The organism is Acidisoma sp. S159 (assembly GCF_009766125.1).
GTDB lineage: Bacteria > Pseudomonadota > Alphaproteobacteria > Acetobacterales > Acetobacteraceae > Acidisoma.
Genome location: NZ_LMUG01000048.1, coordinates 141,032 through 158,323 on the forward strand (window position 1 = coordinate 141,032; position 17,292 = coordinate 158,323).

The following is a 17,292-nucleotide window of genomic DNA, read 5'->3' on the forward strand; positions in this document are numbered from 1 at the left end:
GGCCAACTTCGCGACAGAACTCGCCCCGGCGGAATAGGAAGACGGGGCTAACGCCTGGCCAGCCCCGGGGCTACTGATTCAAGCTGGCTGCGGTGCCTGACCAGGGGAAACCGGGGGCGCCGCGCGGCCCGAGGATGGCACCGAACTGCGGCGGCTTTCCGGCGGTGGCAGCTCGTCTACCGGCGTGCGGATCACTGGGTCACCCCGCATGATGCCGCGAATTTCCTCGCCCGAGAGCGTCTCGAATTCCAGCAAGGCGCGCGCGATCGCATGGAGCTCGTCGAGATGGACGGTGAGGATCGTCTTCGCCTTGCCGTACGCCGCGTCGATGATGCTCTTGATCTCGCTGTCGATCTCGCGTGCCGTCACTTCCGAGACGTTCTTGTGCTGCGTCACGGAGTGACCCAAAAACAGCTCCTGCCCGTTATCGCCGTAAGCGATCATGCCGAGCTTATCGCTCATGCCCCATTCGGTGATCATCCGGCGGGACTGGTCGGTCGCCATCTTGATATCGCCCGAAGCGCCGTTGGACACCTTGTCCGCGCCGAACACGATCTCCTCGGCCGCGCGGCCGCCCATCGCCATGGTCAGCTCGCCGAGCAGCTTGGACTTGCTCTTCGAATAGCGGTCGCCTTCCGGCAGGCTCATCACCAGGCCAAGCGCACGGCCGCGCGGGATGATGGTGGCCTTATGGACCGGGTCGCATTCCGGCTCGTGCATGGCGCAGAGGGCATGGCCTGCCTCGTGATAGGCCGTCATACGCTTCTCGGCCTCGCTCATGACCAGGCTGCGGCGCTCGGCGCCCATCATGACCTTGTCCTTGGCGTCCTCGAACTCGGCCATCGCGACGACGCGCTTGGAGCGGCGGGCGGCCAGCAGCGCGCCCTCGTTGACCAGGTTGGCGAGATCGGCGCCCGAGAAGCCAGGCGTGCCACGGGCAATCACCTTCGGATCGACATCGGCGGCCAGCGGCACCTTGCGCATATGCACGCGCAGGATCCGCTCGCGGCCATTCACGTCGGGGTTTGGCACCACCACCTGGCGGTCGAAGCGGCCGGGGCGCAGCAGCGCCGTATCCAGCACGTCAGGCCGGTTGGTGGCGGCGATGAGGATCACGCCCTCGTTGCTCTCGAACCCGTCCATCTCGACCAAAAGCTGGTTGAGGGTCTGCTCACGCTCGTCATTGCCGCCGCCGAGACCGGCGCCGCGATGGCGGCCGACAGCGTCGATTTCGTCGATGAAGATGATGCAGGGCGCGCTCTTCTTGCCCTGCTCGAACATGTCACGCACGCGGCTGGCGCCGACGCCGACGAACATCTCGACGAAGTCGGAGCCGGAAATGGTGAAGAATGGCACGTTCGCCTCACCCGCGATGGCGCGGGCCAGAAGCGTCTTGCCGGTGCCGGGCGGGCCGACCAGCAGCACGCCCTTGGGGATTTTGCCGCCGAGGCGCTGGAATTTCTGGGGGTCCTTCAGGAACTCGACGATCTCTCCGAGTTCGGTCTTGGCCTCCTCGATGCCGGCGACATCCTCGAAGGTGACGCGGCCCTGCTTCTCGGTCAGCAACCTGGCGCGGGACTTGCCGAAGCCCATGGCGCGTCCGCCGCCGGACTGCATCTGGCGCATGAAGAAGACCCACACGCCGACGAGCAGCAGCATCGGGAACCACGACAGCAGATAATGCAGCAGCGGGTTGCTATCGGCATCTGGCGGCTTGGCGACGACGTGCACGTCCTTGGCCGTCAGCGTCTCGACCAGGCTGGGGTCGTTCGGCGTATAGGTCTCGAAGTTGCGGCCGTCCTTGAGGTCGCCCGAGACATTGCGGTCCTGGATCACGACGTCCTTGACGTTGCCCTGCTTCACCTGGCTGAGGAAATCAGAATAGGCCATCTGGGTCGCATTGCTATGCGTCGTCCCAGGCTGGAACAGGTTGAACAGCACCACCAGAAGCAAGGCGATGACCACCCAAAGGGCGAGGTTTCGACCGAAATTGCTCATCACGACATCCAGTTCCTGGCCGCTAGTGCAAGGATCGGGCGTTGGCCGCCGCCGTCCAGGCCTCCCTCAGGAGGGTATCCTCCCGATGGTCCGGGTTTCCGCTGCCCTAATGCAAGGGCAAATCGCATGGTTTTGCACATCGTCATCCTAACATAGGACGTCTTGGACTTCGCTGCATCCCCGGAAGCACAGCACGAATCTTCTTAGACCATGCGTCTACATCATGGCATGGCTAAAGGCTGCTCCCGCCACTGGCTGGGCCGGCGCGAAGACCAGCCGCCTTCCCTGTGGCGCTGGCGCAGCGGACCAGCCGAGCGCGGGGACCGCGACCACGACCCCGTCGTGACGGAAAGCGGGCAGAGTTGCAAGCAAAACGGCGGGGAGTTCGCTCAAACGCCGGAAACGCACGGCATCCTTTCCGAGCGCGCCGATCGTCTCCATCGGCAGTGCGGCATCCTCGGCGATCCGCCGGAACCTGTCGTCCCAGGCAGCGCCAGCGGTGGCGGGAACCGGTGGCGCCATGGCGGCGGCCTCCCGCAGCACGAGGAAGCCGGGTCCCATGCGCCCCGCCGGCACAAGTCGCGCGCCGCCCAGACAAGCGGCCTGGGGCGCGGCAGCCAGGGCCGCGACGGGCTGAGTTGCGGGTGCGTAGAGCCCTCCGACGCAGATCCGCAACACCGCGGCCAGGGCGTTGGCGGGCCAGGGACCGGCGGGCAGGATCGCGAATCCCTCGGGCCGGATCGTGGCATGGCTGGCGAGCCACTGTGCCGTGTGCGTTTCCTCCGTGCGCCTCTCTCGGCCACCTGCGAAAGCGCCCTCACAAAGCTTGAGTGTCTCGGCACCTACGCCCTCCGGATCCGACCGCATCGCGCGCAGCCTGGGCCGCAGATAGTGCCGATCGCTGTTGGTGGGGTCCTCCGCCCAGCCGATGCCGCGTTCGCGCAAGGTCGCGCGCAGTCGCCCCGGCGGCACCGTCAGCAGCGGGCGGAGGAGTCTGACATTGCCTAGCTGAACAGAGGCGGCCATCGCCGCCAAACCCGCTGGTCCGCTGCCCGAGGCGCGCCTCATGAGCACCGTCTCGGCCTGATCCCCCGCGTGGTGGCCGAGCAGCAGGTCGAGGATACCATCGGCTCGGCAAGCCGCCTGGAGCGCGGCGTAGCGCGCGGCGCGCGCCCGTGCGGGCAAACCGGGACCAGGTTCGAGCCCTTTGAGCTTCAGAATCCGCGCCGGGATGCTGAGACGCGAAAGCGTCGCGGTGGTAGCCTCAGCCTCTGCGCCAGCCTCCGGCCGCAAGCCATGATCGACGACAAAAGCGGAGAGCGTCCCACCCTGCGGCGCCATCCACTCCGCGGTTAGGACGGCCAGAGCAAGGCTATCCGCCCCACCCGACACCGCAAGCCCGAGGCGTGGCGCCCGGCCGAAGGGTCCGAGTGGCGCCAGCGATGCCGCGAATTCGGCCCCAGCGACCGACGCCAGCCCTCGTGGTGCTTGGCTCCCAACGATATCAGCAGCCGAGTTTGCGGTGCTGCGCGGCGATGGGCGAAGCCAGATAGCCCGGCGGATTGGGGAACTGCGTCTTAAGCGTCTTCAGAGTGTCGCAGGCGGCGGCCTTCTGGTTGATCGCGGCCAGGGTCGCGGAAAGCCCCAACAGAGCGCTCGGTGCCCGCTTCCCCGCGTGATTCATGTTGTAGGTATCGTCGAAGGCGATCGCCGCTTCCTGGTAGCGCTTCTGGCCCTGCAGGGACTGGGCGAGCAGGAATTGCGCGTCATAGGCGCGCGGCGACTTGCGGTGCTTCGCGAGAATTTCGCGTGCGATGCCCTCGGAGGTCTGGAACTGCGCGTTGTGCAGGGCGGTATTGCCCTGTTGCAGCAACAATTCGGGCGTCGCGGCGGCCCCTGGCCCGGCTGGTGGCGCGCTCGGCACGGCCGGGGCCGAGGCTGCAGCCGCCGCACCGCCCGCCGCGGCTGCCGCGGCTGCTCCGCCACCGCTCTGCCCATTCTGAACCTGGAAGCTGAGGTCGCCCATCTGCTTGGTAAGCTGTGCATTCTGCGTCTGTAGTTGATTCTGCAACTGCTGAACCTGGCCGTTGAGCGTGCGTACCTGGTCCTCAAGCGTGCCAACCCGCTGCAGCAACTGTGTGGTCAAAGGCCCGGAATCGGAGCCGCCTCCCGAGGAGGGTGCGGGCGCCGACTGGCCGCCTTGCTGCACCTGGCCCTGAAGTTGCTGCATCTGGTTCTGCAGCGCCAGGATTTCGTTCTGCAGCGTCAGGCCCTCCTGGCTCTGTACCGCGCTCTGGGCCTGCGCCGCACCCGGGGCAAGGGCCGTGCAGCAAAGCGCAAGCGCGGAAAGGCCAGCGAGCAGCGTCGTCTTCATCGGGAGCTTATCCTTTGGCCAGCGGGATAGACGGGTGCACCCCGCCCGCGATCTGTCGAGACTATCATTGGCTGTCAAGGTTTTCGAGCCCGTTGCTGAGGCATGAACCTCGCATCAAATCGGATTCCGCCAAGCCCTCAAAAGAAAAGGCGGGCAACCTGCGCTGCCCGCCCCTCCCGAAACCAGATCGTGATCGCTCCCGCCGGGAGCCTCGGCTGCCTTAGGAAGAGGCGCCGGTGCCTTCCTGCGGATTGTGGCCCTGCACGGAGGTGATCGCGTTGCGGTTCTGTTGATAGGACTGCTCGTCGTCGCCCTGGGCGACCGGGCGGTCCTTGCCATAGCTGATGGTCTGGATGCGCGAGCCGTCTACGCCCTTGGAGACAAGGTAGTCGCGGGCGGCATCGGCGCGGCGCTGGCCGAGACCGAGGTTATACTGCTCGGTACCGCGCTGGTCACAGTTGCCGGCGACCAGAACTGCGATTTGCGGATACTTGCCCAGCCAGGCGCCCTGGTGATCGAGCGTCGTGGAAGACTCGCCGCTGATGGAGGACTGGTTGTAGCCGTAGAACACGCGATCGCCGACATTGGCGACCAGGTCCTCTTCGCTGCCCGGGGCGGGGCCGGAGGTCATGGCGGTGGCGCCTGCGCCGGTGGACACGCCTGTTGCGGCGGGCTTTGCGCACGCGGCCAATAGCGCGACGGCGGCAAATGCGCCCAGCAACTTAATGTTCATGTCGATCCAGGTCCCTAATGTGGGTGGTTGGTTACGCTACTATCGAAGTGTGGATACAGTCGTTGACGACAAGAAGAAAGACTTCACCAAAAAAGCGAAAGTTTCGCCTTAGGCGCGCATTACCGCGCCGGCTTGAGCGGGTCAAGCTAACAGAGGCTAGGGCACAGAAAAACCCCGCTTTTGGCAGGGTTTCCCGGTCTAGGTAACGATATGGCCCGAATTCAGGATAGCAGCGGTGACCAGGCTGGATCGGAGGCGCTGGTGGAGGTCCGCAGCACCTGCTCGTTGAAGCCGGTAATGTCGATGGTGACGAGCTGGGAGCCGCCGCCGCCGCCGCGCTGGAACATCAGCACGCGGCCGTTCGGGCAGAAGGTGGGCGATTCCACGTCGAAGCTCTCCGACAGGATCCGCTCGCCCGAGCCATCCGGTGCCATGACGCCGATGCCGAATGTGCTGCCGAGGCGGGTGAAGGCGATAAGGTCGCCGCGGGGCGACCACACCGGGTCGCCATAGCGCCCCGAGCCGAAGCTGATGCGCCGCGCGCCGCCACCGCTGGCGCTCATCACATAGAGCTGCTGGTCGCCGCCGCGATCCGATTCGAAGACGATCTGGCTTCCGTCCGGACTGTAGCAGGGCGAGCTGTCGATGGCGCCGGAGCTGGTGAGTTGCTGCACATTGCCGCCGCTCAATGAGCAAGTGACGATGCTGGACCCGCCATTCTGATACAGCGACATGATGATACTGTTGCCGTCCGGGCTGAAACGAGGCGCGAAGGTCATGGTGCGGAAGTTGCCCACCAGCCGCCGCGTGCCAGAGCCGAGGTCGAACACATATACCCGCACGGCATGCCCGATGTAGCTGATGAAGGCGAGCTGATCGCGCGTCGGGCTGAAGCGCGGGCCAAGCGCGGTCCAGCTGCCATCCGTCAGGAAGCGGTTATTGGCGCCGTCCTGGTCCATGATGGCGAGGCGCTTGGTCGGGTTGTTGCGCGGGCCGGTGGTCGAGATATAGGCGATGCGGGTATCGAAATAGCCCTTCTCGCCGAGCAGCCGCTGATAGATCACATCGGCGATGATATGGGCGATGCGCCGCCAGTTGCTGGTCGTTGTCGTATAGGCGGTGCCCTGCAACTGGGTGCCGGGCAGCACATCCCATAGCCTGAACTCGACGCGCAGCTGGCTGCCGGACTGGGTCACGGTGCCGGTGACGAGCGCCTGCGCCCCGGTGCCCTTCCAGACGCCGAAATCTGGCGTGCCGCCGCTGGCATTGGCGACGCCCGAGCCGTCCACGATGCGGAACAGTCCGGAGCGGTTGAGGTCGTTGGAAATGACCCCCACGAGGTCGCCGGCATCGGTGCCGCCGCCGAAAGCCGGGATGGCGATCGGGATCGGCGCGGTGCGCGCGCGGCTGACGTCGATGACGGCCGTCGGGCCGCCCGCGGCAGGGGCGGCATTCTGGGCGAGGGCGGGCAAGGCAAGGGTCGCTGCCATGGTCGTGCCGATCATGCCCCGCCGGGTTACTCGGCGAATGGTACCGGGCAGCACCAGTCCGTGAGCGGTCTCTTCGGCGAAGGCGGTCTCATTGGTGTCGGTCATGACATCCCCTGCTTTTAGCTTCACGGGCTGAAGCGGAAGGTGAAGGTTTGGTTGGCGCCCATCATGCTCTTGGGTAGCGGTAAATTCGAGCAGGCGGGATCGAGCACGGCGCGCACCGCGCGTTCGGCGAAGGCGCGGAACACCGGGTCACCCGCCGCACGGCCTTGGTCCGACGGCGCCACCTGGGCGAGACGGGCGGTGCCGGAGGCATCCGTCGTCACCTTCAGCATGACCCGCATCTGCTGCACGTTCTCGGCGGCAGAGTCGATCGTCCAGCACCGGCGGACCTGGTCACCAATAGCGCCGCGCTGTGCCGAGGTCAGCGCGGCCGTCGCGTCGGAGTTGTTTGGATTGCCGCCGCCATTCGGCGCGCCACCCTGTAGCGGGTTGTAGCGCGCGGTCGGCGCCTTCTGGTTGAGGTTCATTGATCGCAGCTTATCGAGCGTGTTGAGCACGGTCTGGCTCATCGGCGCCGGATTTGCCGTGGGATGCGGCTGGTTGGTCGGGCTCGGCGGCGCCGGCGGAGCCGGTGGCGCGGGCGGTGGCGGCATCGGCAGCGCCGGCTGTGCCTCGGCCGTCTGCTGCGGTGAGGGCGGCGTCGGCGGCGTCGGCTTGGCGACCGGCGGTGTGGGTTTCGGCGGCGTCTCGGGCTGCGGCGGCTGCGGCGCCGGGGGTGGCGGCGGCGGCAAAGGCGTCGCGTCTGGAGACGGTGTTGGCGGCGGCTGCGGCACGGGTGGCTGCGGCAGCGGCGGCGTGGGTGTCGGCGGCTGCGGTGGTGGCGGCTGCGGCTGTGGCGGCGAAGGGGCAGGCGGAGGTGGTGTCGGCACCGGCGGCGTCGGCGGTGCGTCGCTTTGCGGCGGAGGTGGCGGCGGAGGCGGCGGGGGTGGCGCATCCTCCAGCGGCTGCGGCGTTGGCGCCTGCGTCGCCTTCGGTGCTTGCACGGTAGTGGCGGTATCGGCGGGGGCCGCGACCTTGCCGGTCTTATCAGCCTGTTGCGCCGGTGCCACGGGTCCCACGAAATCGACCGAGACAGCCGCCAGTTCCTGCGTGTCGTCCGGCTTCTTGGACGGCAGTGAGATCAGCAGCGCCACCAGCAGCACTACATGCAGCACGCCGGAGGCGATTGCGCCGCGGCGCATCTCCGGGGTCATGGTGCAACTCTGCGAAGGCTGGACAAGTCGGTTTCCATCCTAGCCGTGCGTCCCGAAGTCCGCGCCCCTCACGGAGCGCTGGCGGCCGGAGCCGGTGCCGCGTTTGTGGGAGCCGTGGTGGCGGGCGCCGCACCTGTAGGCATGGGCGCGCCGTTCGGCTGCTGGGCCAGCAAGGCGACCTTGGTGAACCCGCCGGCGACGATGGTGCCCATCACCTGCATGATCTGGCCGTAGGACACGGTCTGGTCGCCGCGCACGAAGATGCGGCGATCAGTCTGCCCATTGCTGAGCGATTCCAGCTTACCGACAAGCTCGCCGATCTGAACTTGGTCGTTCTGCACGAAAACCTTGCCCTCGGCATTGATCGAGAGGGTGATCGGGGTGCTATCGGCATTAACGGGCTTGGCAGCAGTCTTCGGCAGATCGACGGTGACGCCTGAAGTCATCAGCGGCGCCGTCACCATGAAGATGATGAGCAGCACCAGCATGACGTCCACCAGCGGCGTGACGTTAATCTCCGCTAACGGCTTGTAACGTCCGCGGGCTCTCGGGCCGCCCATGCCTCCGATCGCCATCGCCTAGACCCTCTCTTCGGTCTGGCGGGACAGGATGGCGCTGAACTCGGTGCCGAAACCCTCGAGCCGGGACGCGAAACGCGCCAGGTCCGTGCCGATCTTGTTATAGGCGAGCACGGAGGGAATGGCGGCGACGAGGCCGATGGCGGTGGCGAACAGCGCTTCCGCGATGCCTGGCGCGACCACGGCGAGGTTCGTGTTGTGCATGGCGGCGATGGCCGAGAAGCTGTGCATGATGCCCCAGACGGTGCCGAACAGCCCGATGAAGGGTGCGGTCGAGCCGATCGAGGCGAGGAAGATCATCCAGCGTTCCATCCGCTCCAGCTCGCGCTGGATTGTCACGTTCATGGCGCGATCGACGCGTTCCTTGACCGCCGTATGGCTGATATCGGCACCGGCGATGCGGCTGGTGCGGCGCCATTCGCCCATGGCGGCGCCGAAAACGGCGGCCATAGGATTGGTCGGCTTCTGACCGTCCTGCTCATAGAGGTCGTCCAGGCTGCCGCCGGACCAGAAACGATCCTCGAAAGCCAGAGCCTCCCGGTTCGCGCGGCGGATGGAGGTGACCTTCTCGAAGATGATCGCCCAGACCCACACGCTTGCCACGAGAAGGCAGAGGATGACGAGCTTGACGACGATATCCGCCTCGAGGAACAGCCCCCAGAGCGAGAGGCTGCTACCGGGCGCCGCCAGCGAGGTGGCATTGACCGCCTGATCCAATTCCCGAAACCCCTTTTCCTATCCGGCCGAGCCTTGTGATGACCCAGCCGCTGTCTTCATCGCCGTCAACGCGAGTCGCCACGGCGCGGGCATCCGCTCCGCGCGCCCCGTCTCGGCGCGAATGCTGACCAAGGTCAAGCCCAAGACAGCGATCGTTTCGCTGTCGCGCAGAATGCTCTGCCGCAAAATCAGTGATGCGGCGCCCACTTCCACGGCGGCGGTGACCACGGTCAGCCACTCGTCCAGCCGGGCTGGGCGCTGATAATCCACTTCAACGCGCCGCACCACGAAGATCATGCCGTATTGCAGCATCATAATGTTATGCGGCAGGCCCATGGCTCGCAGTGACTCGGTGCGGGCGCGCTCGGCGAAGCGCAAATAGTTGGCGTGATAGACGATGCCGCCCGCATCGGTGTCCTCGTAATAGACGCGGACATCGTAACGGTGCAGCCCATCCGCCATCTCAGGCGGCAGGGGCGAGGTCATAAAGACTTCCTTATGTCGTGCGCGGTTTGGCTACAGCAGGACGTCTCTGGTTTTGACCATGCTCGTTCTACCAGGTCATGCTCAGCGAAGGCCGGGCATCCACGCCTTCCTTGCTCGACGAAGGCAAGGCGTGGATGGCACGCCTTCGCGTGCCATGACGGATCTGCGGGTCCCCGTTCAATACTGGATCATCAGGCTCTATGGCGAGGACGGCAGATCCGAGAGCAGGTCGCGCTGCTCAGGCGAGAGCGGCGGTGGTGCTAAGTCCAGATGCCGCCAGCCCGGGGTGCCCAGCATTCGCCCACGGCTGGTTCGCAGGACAAATCCCTCCTGGATGAGATAGGGCTCGATGACATCCTCCAGCGTGTCGCGCGCTTCCGCCAGGGCCGCCGCCAGCGTCTCGACTCCGACCGGCCCGCCGGCATGGTGCTCTGCGATCCGGCGCAGATAGCGGCGATCCATCGCATCCAGCCCGCGCGCATCGACCTCCAGCCGGATCAGCGCGGCATCCGCCGTATCCCGATCCACCCGCGACTGGCCTTCCACCAAGGCGAAATCCCGCACCCGCCGCAGCAGACGCCCAGCAACGCGCGGTGTCCCGCGCGACCGGCGCGCGATTTCCTCCGCACCCTCGGAGGAGAGGTCGAAACCGAGCAGCCGGGCGCCGCGCGCCACGATCAGCTTCAGCTCCTCCGGCGTATAGAGCACCAGCCGCAACGGAATGCCGAAACGGTCGCGCAGCGGCGTCGCCAGAAGCCCGGAGCGTGTCGTGGCGCCGACCAGCGTGAAGGGCTGCAGGTCAATGCGCAGCGTGCGCGCCGCCGGACCCTCGCCGATCACCAAGTCGAGCTGGAAATCCTCCATCGCGGGATAAAGCACCTCCTCGATGGCCGGCTGCAGGCGGTGGATCTCGTCGATGAACAACACGTCGCGCGGCTGCAGGTTGGTCAGGATCGCGGCGAGGTCGCCCGCCTTCTGGATCACGGGGCCCGAGGTCGCGCGGAAGCCCACGCCCAGTTCCCGCGCCACGATCTGCGCCAGCGTGGTCTTACCGAGGCCCGGTGGACCGTGCAGCAACACGTGGTCCAGCGCCTCGCCCCGCTGCCGAGCTGCCTCGACGAAGATCGCGAGGTTGCGCCGGCTGCCTTCCTGCCCGACGAAATCCGCCAGGGTTTGCGGCCGCAGGTTCCCCTCTCCAGAGTCCTCCGGCGCACGCGTCGAGGAGACTGTGCGGTCCTCGCTTTCGGGCTCGGCGGCCGGACTGCCCCGGCTTTTCCGCCCGCTCATTGCGCGAGTTCTCGCAGACAGGCGCGGATCAGGCTGTCGAGATCGGCATTATCGCCGAGCCGGGATTGCGCGCGATTGAGCGCCGCCTGCGCTTCCGGCCGCCGATAGCCGAGGTTGAGAAGCGCCGAAAGCGCGTCCCCGGCGGTGCCGCTCGGCATGCCGCCCGGTGCCTGGAGGCCCTCGGCCAAGCTGACCGGCTGCGAAAGGGCGCCGGCTTTCTCCCGCAACTCCAAGGCCAGCCGCGCCGCGAGCTTCGGCCCGACGCCGGGCGCCCGGCCGAGCGACGCGCGGTCGCCGCTGGCGATGGCGAAGGACAGCTCGTCCGCCGAGAGGGTGGAGAGGATAGCCAGCGCCACGCGCGGCCCCACACTCTGCACCGTTGTCAGCAGCCGGAACCAGGCGCGCTCGGCGGAGGTGGCGAAGCCGTAGAGGGTGATCGCATCCTCCCGCACGAAGGTCTCGATGAGCAGCCTCGCTTCCGCCGGAGGGGCGGGCAGGTTGGACAGCGTGCGGGATGAGGCATGGACGAGATAGCCCACGCCGCCGACGTCGATGATACAGCGTCCATCCTCATGGCCATCGACGGTGCCGCGTAGGCTGCCGATCATGGCGTGAGGCTCCTTTCGCGCGCCGGCTGGCCCCAGGCATTGCGGCTGGAGCGGTGGTGCGCGTGGCAGATGGCGACGGCCAGCGCATCCGCCGCATCCGCGCGCTTGAGCGTGGCGCCAGGCAGCAACCGGCGGACCATGAGGCCGACCTGGTTCTTGTCCGCGCCACCCGTGCCGACCACCGACAGTTTCACGGTTTTCGCGCCATATTCGGCGACGATGATCCCGGCCAGCGCGGGCGCCAGCAGCGCCACGCCTCGGGCATAGCCGAGCTTGAGTGTCGCGGTGGCGTTCATGTTGACGTAGGTCTCCTCGACCGCCGCTTCCTGCGGCCGGTAGGTCTCGATGAGGGCGCTCAGCGCCTCGTGCAGCGCGCGGAGCCGCTCCGGAACACCGGCGTCGCTGTCGGTCAGCACGATGCCATCCGCGATATGCCGCAGGCGGTTGCCCTCCGATTCCACAACGCCCCAGCCGGTAATGCGGAGGCCGGGATCGATGCCAAGGATGCGGATGACGGTCATGGGGCGATCCTACGCCCGTCGAAGCCTGAGGCGTGAAGCCCCGGCAGGCGGGCACTCTCAACCCTCATCCGGACAGCTTCTGCAGCACCGCCTCGGGCAGGTCGAAATTTGCATAGACGTTCTGCACGTCGTCCGACTCGTCGAGGATATCGAGCAGCTTGAGCACGGAGGTCGCGGCCTCCTCATCGAGCGGAACCGTGGTGCGCGGCCGCCAGTCGAGCTTGGCGCTTTCGGGCGGACCGAAGCGTGCCTCCAAAGACTCCTGCATCGCGAAGAAGCTCTCGATCGTGCCGGTGATCTCATGTGCCTCGTCGCTGCTCTCGACATTGTCGGCACCTGCCTCGATGGCGGCTTCGAGCATGGCATCTGCGCTGGCGGCGGCGGCGGGATAGCGGATCACGGCCAGCCGCTCGAACATGAAACTGACCGCGTTGGTTTCGCCCAGTGCGCCGCCATGCTTGCTGAAGGCGGCGCGGATGTCCGACGCGGTGCGGTTGCGGTTGTCGGTCAGCGCCTCGACGATGACGGCGACGCCTGAGGGGCCGTAGCCCTCGTAGCGGACCTCGGCATATTCCTCGCCGGGGCCAGCGCCGGACCCGGCCTTCTTGATGGCGCGGTCGACCGTATCCTTGGGCATATTCTCCTTCCGCGCCGCGAGCACGGCGGAGCGGAGGCGCGGATTGGAGGCCGGGTCGGGCAGCCCTTGGCGGGCCGATACCGTGATCTCGCGAATGAGCTTCGCGAACTGGCGGGCGCGCCGCGCATCCTGCGCGCCCTTGCGGTGCATGATATTCTTGAACTGGCTATGGCCGGCCATGGGGAAGGCTCCGGAAGGCGGGTCTGAGGAAAGCCTTGGTCTCCGCCAACCCGCCCCGCCCCGTCAAGCCGGGATCAGTCGCGGCGTCCTTCAGTGCCGGGCCTGATTTCTCCGGCTGCGGGCGCTCGAGGCTCAGCCCCGCAACCCGGTCTGGCTTTGGATCAGTAGCGGCGGAGCAGCGCCACCAGACGGCCCTGCACGCGCACGCGTTCAGCGGGAAATATCCGGCTCTCGTAACGTGGATTGGCGGGTTCGAGCGCGATCGAATTGCCGCGCTTGCGCAGCCGCTTGAGCGTGACTTCATTGTCATCAACCAATGCGACGACGATCTGTCCGGTTTCGGCGGTCTCGACGCGGCGGATGATGACCGTGTCCCCGTCCAGGATCCCGGCTTCGATCATGGAATCGCCGGCAACCTCCAGCGCGTAATGCTCGCCGGAGCCGAGCAGCGCGACTGGCACTTCGATGTGTTCGGAGGTATCGCGCAGCGCCTCGCGCGGGAGGCCGGCGGCGATGCGGCCATAGAGGGGGAGTTGCACCGCGCCCGCTTCATGCGCCGCGCGAACACCCGGCAGGCGCCCGGAGAAATCACCGCGAATAACGGTCGGCGCGAAACCAGCCTCCCGGCCCGCGACCGCTTTCGCGGCCGGTCTGATGTCCCGCGCAATCGGATTGAGCGAATCGGCTGGCATCCGCAGCACTTCCAGCGCCCGCGCCTGATGGTGGCGCCGGCTGAGGAAGCCGCGTTCCTCAAGCGCCGAGATCAGGCGATGGATGCCCGATTTAGACTTGAGGTTTAATGCCTCCTTCATCTCGTCAAAGCTCGGCGAATAGCCGGCGGATTTGAGATGGCGGTCGATGAAGACCAGTAATTCATGCTGCTTACGCGTCAACATGGTCCTGCACCCCGAAAGACGGTCACCTTGCCGCTGAAAGAGCGGAACAAATCGGCAACAATGCGACTTCTATGTGGTCGCGCCGAGCCGCGTCAAGCGAGAGGAACGTTTCGAGTCTAGTCTTTTGGCAGAGAACACTGTGGGCAGTTCGTCAATCAAACGAGACGAAGTGGCGTGGAAGTCTTGGAAGGCGGTGTTTGAGACAACCCACCCCCGACCCTCTCCTTGCAGGGAAGGGAGTTCCTGTCTCGCTTCCACCCACCTTCATCCCTCGCAGCAAGCGAGGGGTGAAGGTGGGTTCTTGCTTTGCCCTAGTCCCTGTCGCCATCTGCATACGGATTGACCGAACCACGGAAGTCGATCCGCAGCGGAACGCCCGGCAGTTCGAAGACCTCGCGCAAAGTATTGACCAGGTATCGCCGGTAATCCTCGGGCGTCGCCTCCGCACGGGTGCCAAACACCACGAATGTCGGCGGCCGAGCATTGGCCTGGGTGATGTAGCGCAGCTTTAGCCGGCGGCCCTGCACCGCCGGCGGCGGATGGCGGCTCAGCGCATCGGCGAACCAGCGGTTGAGCGCCGATGTTGGCACGCGCTTGTTCCAGGTGGCGTGAACCGCCCGCACCGCCGGCAATAGCCGCTGCATCCCCGAGCCCGTCAGAGCGCTGATGGTCACGACAGGGACGCCTTTGAGCTGCGCCAAGCTGCGCTCCAGCCGATCCGACACGGCGCGCCGCACGGCTTCCCGGTCTGGTACGGCATCCCACTTGTTGAGCGCGACCACCATCGCGCGCCCCTCGCGCTCGACCAGCCGGGCGATCTGAAGGTCCTGATCGTGCAGCCCGTCATTCGCATCGACGGTCAGAACCACCACCTCGGCGAAGCGCATGGCGTTGATGGTGGCGGCGGTGGAGAGCTTCTCCACATCGTCCTGCACCCGCGCGCGGCGGCGCAGCCCGGCGGTATCGACAAGTTCGTAGACGCCGCCCTCCGTGTCGTGCAGCGGCAAGGTGATCGCGTCGCGGGTGATCCCAGGTTCCGGTCCGGTCAGCATGCGGTCCTGGCCGAGCAGGCGATTGACCAGGGTCGATTTCCCCGCATTCGGTCGCCCGAGGATGACAAGGCGCAGCGGCCGTCCCTCGCTGGGTTCCGCTTCCTCGCCGATTTCCTCGGCGGCTGGAGGCAGGCGCTCGGCGATCTCGCTCATGAGATGGCTCATGCCTTCGCCATGCTCGGCCGAGACCGCGATCGGGTCGCCGAGGCCTAGCGTATAGGCGTCGAAAGCGTTCGCGGTGCCGGCGCGGCCCTCGGCCTTATTGGCGACCAGCATCACCGGCCGGCCGAGACGGCGCAGCCAGGTGCCGAAATGGGCGTCCGGCGGCAGGATGCCGGCGCGGGCATCGACCACAAACAGGATGAGATCGGCTTGTTCCAGCACGCTCGCCGCACCAGCTCTCATCCGGCCGGACAGGCTTTCCGGCGGCGCTTCCTCCAGCCCCGCCGTATCGACGATGCGGACTTCCCGGCCGCCCAGCATGCACGTGGCATCCTGGCGGTCACGGGTAAGGCCCGGCTGATCGGCGACCAGCGCCTGGCGGCGGCCGACGAGTCGGTTGAAGAGGCTGCTCTTGCCGACATTGGGTCGGCCAGCGATTACGACGAGCGGGGTTTCCATGCGAGACGGGCAATACTGCCGAATGCCCTAGGGGAGTAAGGGGGGTTCATGAGCGATCGTGTGATTGAGCGCCCCGGCCAGGGGCCAGGGGCTGACCCTCAGACCAATTCCCAGACTGTTCCGCGCTACGGCGTTGCCGCCGAGGGCACGGTGATGATCATTCTGCTGGCCATTAGTTTTTCGCATTTTCTCAACGACAGCATGCAGTCGCTGCTGCCGGCGATCTATCCGCTGCTCAAGCACGAGTTCAATCTGAACTTCGTACAGATCGGCTTCCTGACCTTCACCTTTCAGGTCACGGCGTCACTGCTGCAGCCGCTCATCGGGCTCTATACCGACCGCAAGCCGCAGCCTTTCTCGCTGGCCTCCGGCATGGTCTTCACTTTCGTCGGTCTGGTCCTGCTCGGCTTCGCCTGGAGTTTCGTCATCCTCCTGGTGGCGGCGGCGCTGATCGGGCTGGGCTCCTCGGTATTTCACCCGGAATCCTCGCGCGTCGCGCGGATGTCCTCGGGCGGCCGTCACGGCTTCGCGCAGTCGGTTTTCCAGGTCGGCGGCAATGCCGGCACCGCGATGGGACCGTTGCTCGCCGCCTTCCTGGTGGTGCCTTTCGGCCAGCACAGCATCATCTGGTCGGCGTCGCTGGCGCTCATCGCGATCCTGGTGCTGGCGGGGGTTGGGCGCTGGTATCATGGACGCTTGCTCGAAACCGCCCGGCGTCCGCCGCGCGCCGTCGCCGATGTGGAGAGGCTGCCAGGGCGCCGCGTCGCCTGGGCCATGGTGGTGCTGACGCTGCTCGTCTTCTCGAAGTATTTTTATCTGACGAGCCTTACCAGCTACTACACTTTCTACCTCATCCACCGCTTCCACCTCGGGGTGCAGGCGGCGCAGATCTATCTATTCGTCTTCCTCGGCGCGGTGGCCCTGGGCACGCTTGTCGGTGGCCCGATCGGGGACCGCATCGGACGTAAGCCGGTGATCTGGGTTTCGATCCTCGGCATCCTGCCCTTCACCTTGGCTCTGCCCTTCGTGGGTCTGTTCTGGACCGCCGTGCTGTCCGTCATCATCGGCGTCATCCTGGCTTCCGCGATGCCTGCGATTGTCGTCTACGCGCAGGAGTTGATGCCGGGGAAGGTTGGCACTGTCTCTGGCCTGTTCCTCGGTCTGGCTTTCGGGATGGGTGGCCTTGGTGCCGCGCTGATTGGTCTGCTCGCGGATCATGCGGGAATCGTCGTTACCTACCAGATCTGCTCGCTTCTGCCGCTGATCGGGCTCCTCGGCGTCTTCTTGCCGGATATCGGCGGCTCGGGCCGCCGCGCCCCGCGACGCGGTAAGGCGACGGGCGCTGCACTGTCATCTGCCCGCTCGCGTTAGAGTGAGCGAGCTTTTTCTGCCGTTTGTGTCGTAATGTAACGACGGCGGTTCCCGGACCGGTCAGGCATGCCTGGCGGCACGGTGTGCCGTCTCGCAACAGGCGCCAAAAGGCAGGGACGGTAGGTGTGCGGGCTCACGAAGCTGGGGGATTTCAGAACGGTGCGCGGGTCTCCGCAATGACGGTTGCGCGCCCTACACGTGCTGCGCCACGGGCAGCCGAGGCTCCAAGCAAGCCTGCATTGCTCGCCCGCATCGACAAGCTGTGCCGCGCCAATAGCACGCTGCGCCGGAAAAACCGGGACGCCCGCCTGGCCGCCGAGGAAACAGCGGATCGTCTGGAGGCGCTGCAGCTTGAGGTCGAGCGGTTGCAACGTGAATTGCAGCGCGCTCGTCAGCGCTCCGTTCCGGGCAAAGGACCGGGTGCGACGTCATCGCGCAGGACAGGCAGCGGCCAATAGAGCCGGCGCAGGCTTCGAGAGTGCGGCGC

The 17,292-nt window shown here is 66.5% G+C and carries 17 protein-coding genes; 2 read left to right on the top strand and 15 right to left on the bottom strand.

Features of this window, described 5'->3' with window-relative positions:
• Positions 1-78: 78 nt before the first annotated feature.
• The 15 genes from ftsH to der all read right to left on the bottom strand — a co-directional run bounded on the left by ftsH (position 79) and on the right by der (position 15,434).
• The gene (gene ftsH / locus GSQ92_RS15690; protein ID WP_158802646.1) at positions 79-1,998 is read right to left on the bottom strand and encodes an ATP-dependent zinc metalloprotease FtsH; all 1,920 of its coding nucleotides are present in this window, start codon (positions 1,996-1,998) and stop codon (positions 79-81) included.
• Positions 1,999-2,214: 216 nt separating this feature from the next.
• Entirely contained in the window at positions 2,215-3,390 is a 1,176-nt protein-coding gene (tilS, locus tag GSQ92_RS15695; RefSeq protein ID WP_158802645.1) for a tRNA lysidine(34) synthetase TilS, read from the bottom strand.
• Positions 3,391-3,502: 112 nt separating this feature from the next.
• A complete protein-coding gene (locus GSQ92_RS15700; protein ID WP_158802644.1) occupies positions 3,503-4,372 on the bottom strand; it encodes a tol-pal system YbgF family protein in 870 nt (289 codons plus the stop codon).
• Between the two features lie 220 nt (positions 4,373-4,592).
• The gene (locus GSQ92_RS15705) at positions 4,593-5,105 is read right to left on the bottom strand and encodes an OmpA family protein (RefSeq protein ID WP_158802643.1); all 513 of its coding nucleotides are present in this window, start codon (positions 5,103-5,105) and stop codon (positions 4,593-4,595) included.
• Between the two features lie 221 nt (positions 5,106-5,326).
• Complete coding sequence (tolB, locus tag GSQ92_RS15710; RefSeq protein ID WP_371417989.1) at positions 5,327-6,610, bottom strand: Tol-Pal system beta propeller repeat protein TolB; 1,284 nt, start codon at positions 6,608-6,610, stop codon at positions 5,327-5,329.
• Positions 6,611-6,720: 110 nt separating this feature from the next.
• The gene (locus GSQ92_RS15715; protein WP_159013671.1) at positions 6,721-7,851 is read right to left on the bottom strand and encodes a hypothetical protein; all 1,131 of its coding nucleotides are present in this window, start codon (positions 7,849-7,851) and stop codon (positions 6,721-6,723) included.
• Positions 7,852-7,919: 68 nt separating this feature from the next.
• A complete protein-coding gene (gene tolR, locus GSQ92_RS15720; RefSeq protein WP_158802640.1) occupies positions 7,920-8,426 on the bottom strand; it encodes a protein TolR in 507 nt (168 codons plus the stop codon).
• Between the two features lie 3 nt (positions 8,427-8,429).
• The gene (gene tolQ / locus GSQ92_RS15725; protein WP_158802639.1) at positions 8,430-9,146 is read right to left on the bottom strand and encodes a protein TolQ; all 717 of its coding nucleotides are present in this window, start codon (positions 9,144-9,146) and stop codon (positions 8,430-8,432) included.
• 18 nt (positions 9,147-9,164) lie between these two features.
• Positions 9,165-9,632 carry a tol-pal system-associated acyl-CoA thioesterase gene (gene ybgC, locus GSQ92_RS15730; protein WP_305782227.1) on the bottom strand — a complete coding sequence of 156 codons (468 nt, stop codon included), beginning with the start codon at positions 9,630-9,632 and terminating at the stop codon, positions 9,165-9,167.
• Between the two features lie 198 nt (positions 9,633-9,830).
• On the bottom strand, positions 9,831-10,919 hold the full coding sequence (gene ruvB / locus GSQ92_RS15735) for a Holliday junction branch migration DNA helicase RuvB (RefSeq protein ID WP_158802638.1): 1,089 nt from the start codon (positions 10,917-10,919) through the stop codon (positions 9,831-9,833).
• Entirely contained in the window at positions 10,916-11,527 is a 612-nt protein-coding gene (gene ruvA / locus GSQ92_RS15740; RefSeq protein WP_158802637.1) for a Holliday junction branch migration protein RuvA, read from the bottom strand. Before ruvA ends, ruvB begins: the two co-directional genes overlap by 4 nt.
• On the bottom strand, positions 11,524-12,048 hold the full coding sequence (gene ruvC, locus GSQ92_RS15745; protein ID WP_158802636.1) for a crossover junction endodeoxyribonuclease RuvC: 525 nt from the start codon (positions 12,046-12,048) through the stop codon (positions 11,524-11,526). Before ruvC ends, ruvA begins: the two co-directional genes overlap by 4 nt.
• Before the next feature lie 64 nt (positions 12,049-12,112).
• Entirely contained in the window at positions 12,113-12,865 is a 753-nt protein-coding gene (locus tag GSQ92_RS15750; protein WP_158802635.1) for a YebC/PmpR family DNA-binding transcriptional regulator, read from the bottom strand.
• A gap of 161 nt (positions 12,866-13,026) precedes the next feature.
• Positions 13,027-13,761, bottom strand: coding sequence for a transcriptional repressor LexA (lexA, locus tag GSQ92_RS15755; protein ID WP_158802634.1), 735 nt, complete (start codon positions 13,759-13,761; stop codon positions 13,027-13,029).
• Between the two features lie 311 nt (positions 13,762-14,072).
• Positions 14,073-15,434 carry a ribosome biogenesis GTPase Der gene (gene der, locus GSQ92_RS15760; protein WP_158802633.1) on the bottom strand — a complete coding sequence of 454 codons (1,362 nt, stop codon included), beginning with the start codon at positions 15,432-15,434 and terminating at the stop codon, positions 14,073-14,075.
• Positions 15,435-15,482: 48 nt separating this feature from the next.
• On the opposite strand from der, the gene GSQ92_RS15765 reads away from it, so the two are divergent.
• The gene (locus tag GSQ92_RS15765) at positions 15,483-16,805 is read left to right on the top strand and encodes an MFS transporter (RefSeq protein WP_158802632.1); all 1,323 of its coding nucleotides are present in this window, start codon (positions 15,483-15,485) and stop codon (positions 16,803-16,805) included.
• A gap of 239 nt (positions 16,806-17,044) precedes the next feature.
• On the top strand, positions 17,045-17,263 hold the full coding sequence (locus GSQ92_RS15770; RefSeq protein ID WP_158802631.1) for a hypothetical protein: 219 nt from the start codon (positions 17,045-17,047) through the stop codon (positions 17,261-17,263).
• Positions 17,264-17,292: the final 29 nt, after the last annotated feature.

Bases quoted from the DNA above. Each gene is read 5' to 3' on its own strand.
- GSQ92_RS15700 (WP_158802644.1), bottom strand. From the start codon at position 4,372: ATGAAGACGACGCTGCTCGCTGGCCTTTCCGCGCTTGCGCTTTGCTGC.
- GSQ92_RS15750 (WP_158802635.1), bottom strand. From the start codon at position 12,865: ATGGCCGGCCATAGCCAGTTCAAGAATATCATGCACCGCAAGGGCGCG.
- ybgC (WP_305782227.1), bottom strand. From the start codon at position 9,632: ATGACCTCGCCCCTGCCGCCTGAGATGGCGGATGGGCTGCACCGTTAC.
- tolB (WP_371417989.1), bottom strand. From the start codon at position 6,610: ATGATCGGCACGACCATGGCAGCGACCCTTGCCTTGCCCGCCCTCGCC.
- GSQ92_RS15715 (WP_159013671.1), bottom strand. From the start codon at position 7,851: ATGACCCCGGAGATGCGCCGCGGCGCAATCGCCTCCGGCGTGCTGCAT.
- ftsH (WP_158802646.1), bottom strand. From the start codon at position 1,998: ATGAGCAATTTCGGTCGAAACCTCGCCCTTTGGGTGGTCATCGCCTTG.
- lexA (WP_158802634.1), bottom strand. From the start codon at position 13,761: ATGTTGACGCGTAAGCAGCATGAATTACTGGTCTTCATCGACCGCCAT.
- der (WP_158802633.1), bottom strand. From the start codon at position 15,434: ATGGAAACCCCGCTCGTCGTAATCGCTGGCCGACCCAATGTCGGCAAG.
- GSQ92_RS15705 (WP_158802643.1), bottom strand. From the start codon at position 5,105: ATGAACATTAAGTTGCTGGGCGCATTTGCCGCCGTCGCGCTATTGGCC.
- GSQ92_RS15765 (WP_158802632.1), top strand. From the start codon at position 15,483: ATGAGCGATCGTGTGATTGAGCGCCCCGGCCAGGGGCCAGGGGCTGAC.
- ruvB (WP_158802638.1), bottom strand. From the start codon at position 10,919: ATGAGCGGGCGGAAAAGCCGGGGCAGTCCGGCCGCCGAGCCCGAAAGC.
- tolR (WP_158802640.1), bottom strand. From the start codon at position 8,426: ATGGCGATCGGAGGCATGGGCGGCCCGAGAGCCCGCGGACGTTACAAG.
- ruvA (WP_158802637.1), bottom strand. From the start codon at position 11,527: ATGATCGGCAGCCTACGCGGCACCGTCGATGGCCATGAGGATGGACGC.
- ruvC (WP_158802636.1), bottom strand. From the start codon at position 12,048: ATGACCGTCATCCGCATCCTTGGCATCGATCCCGGCCTCCGCATTACC.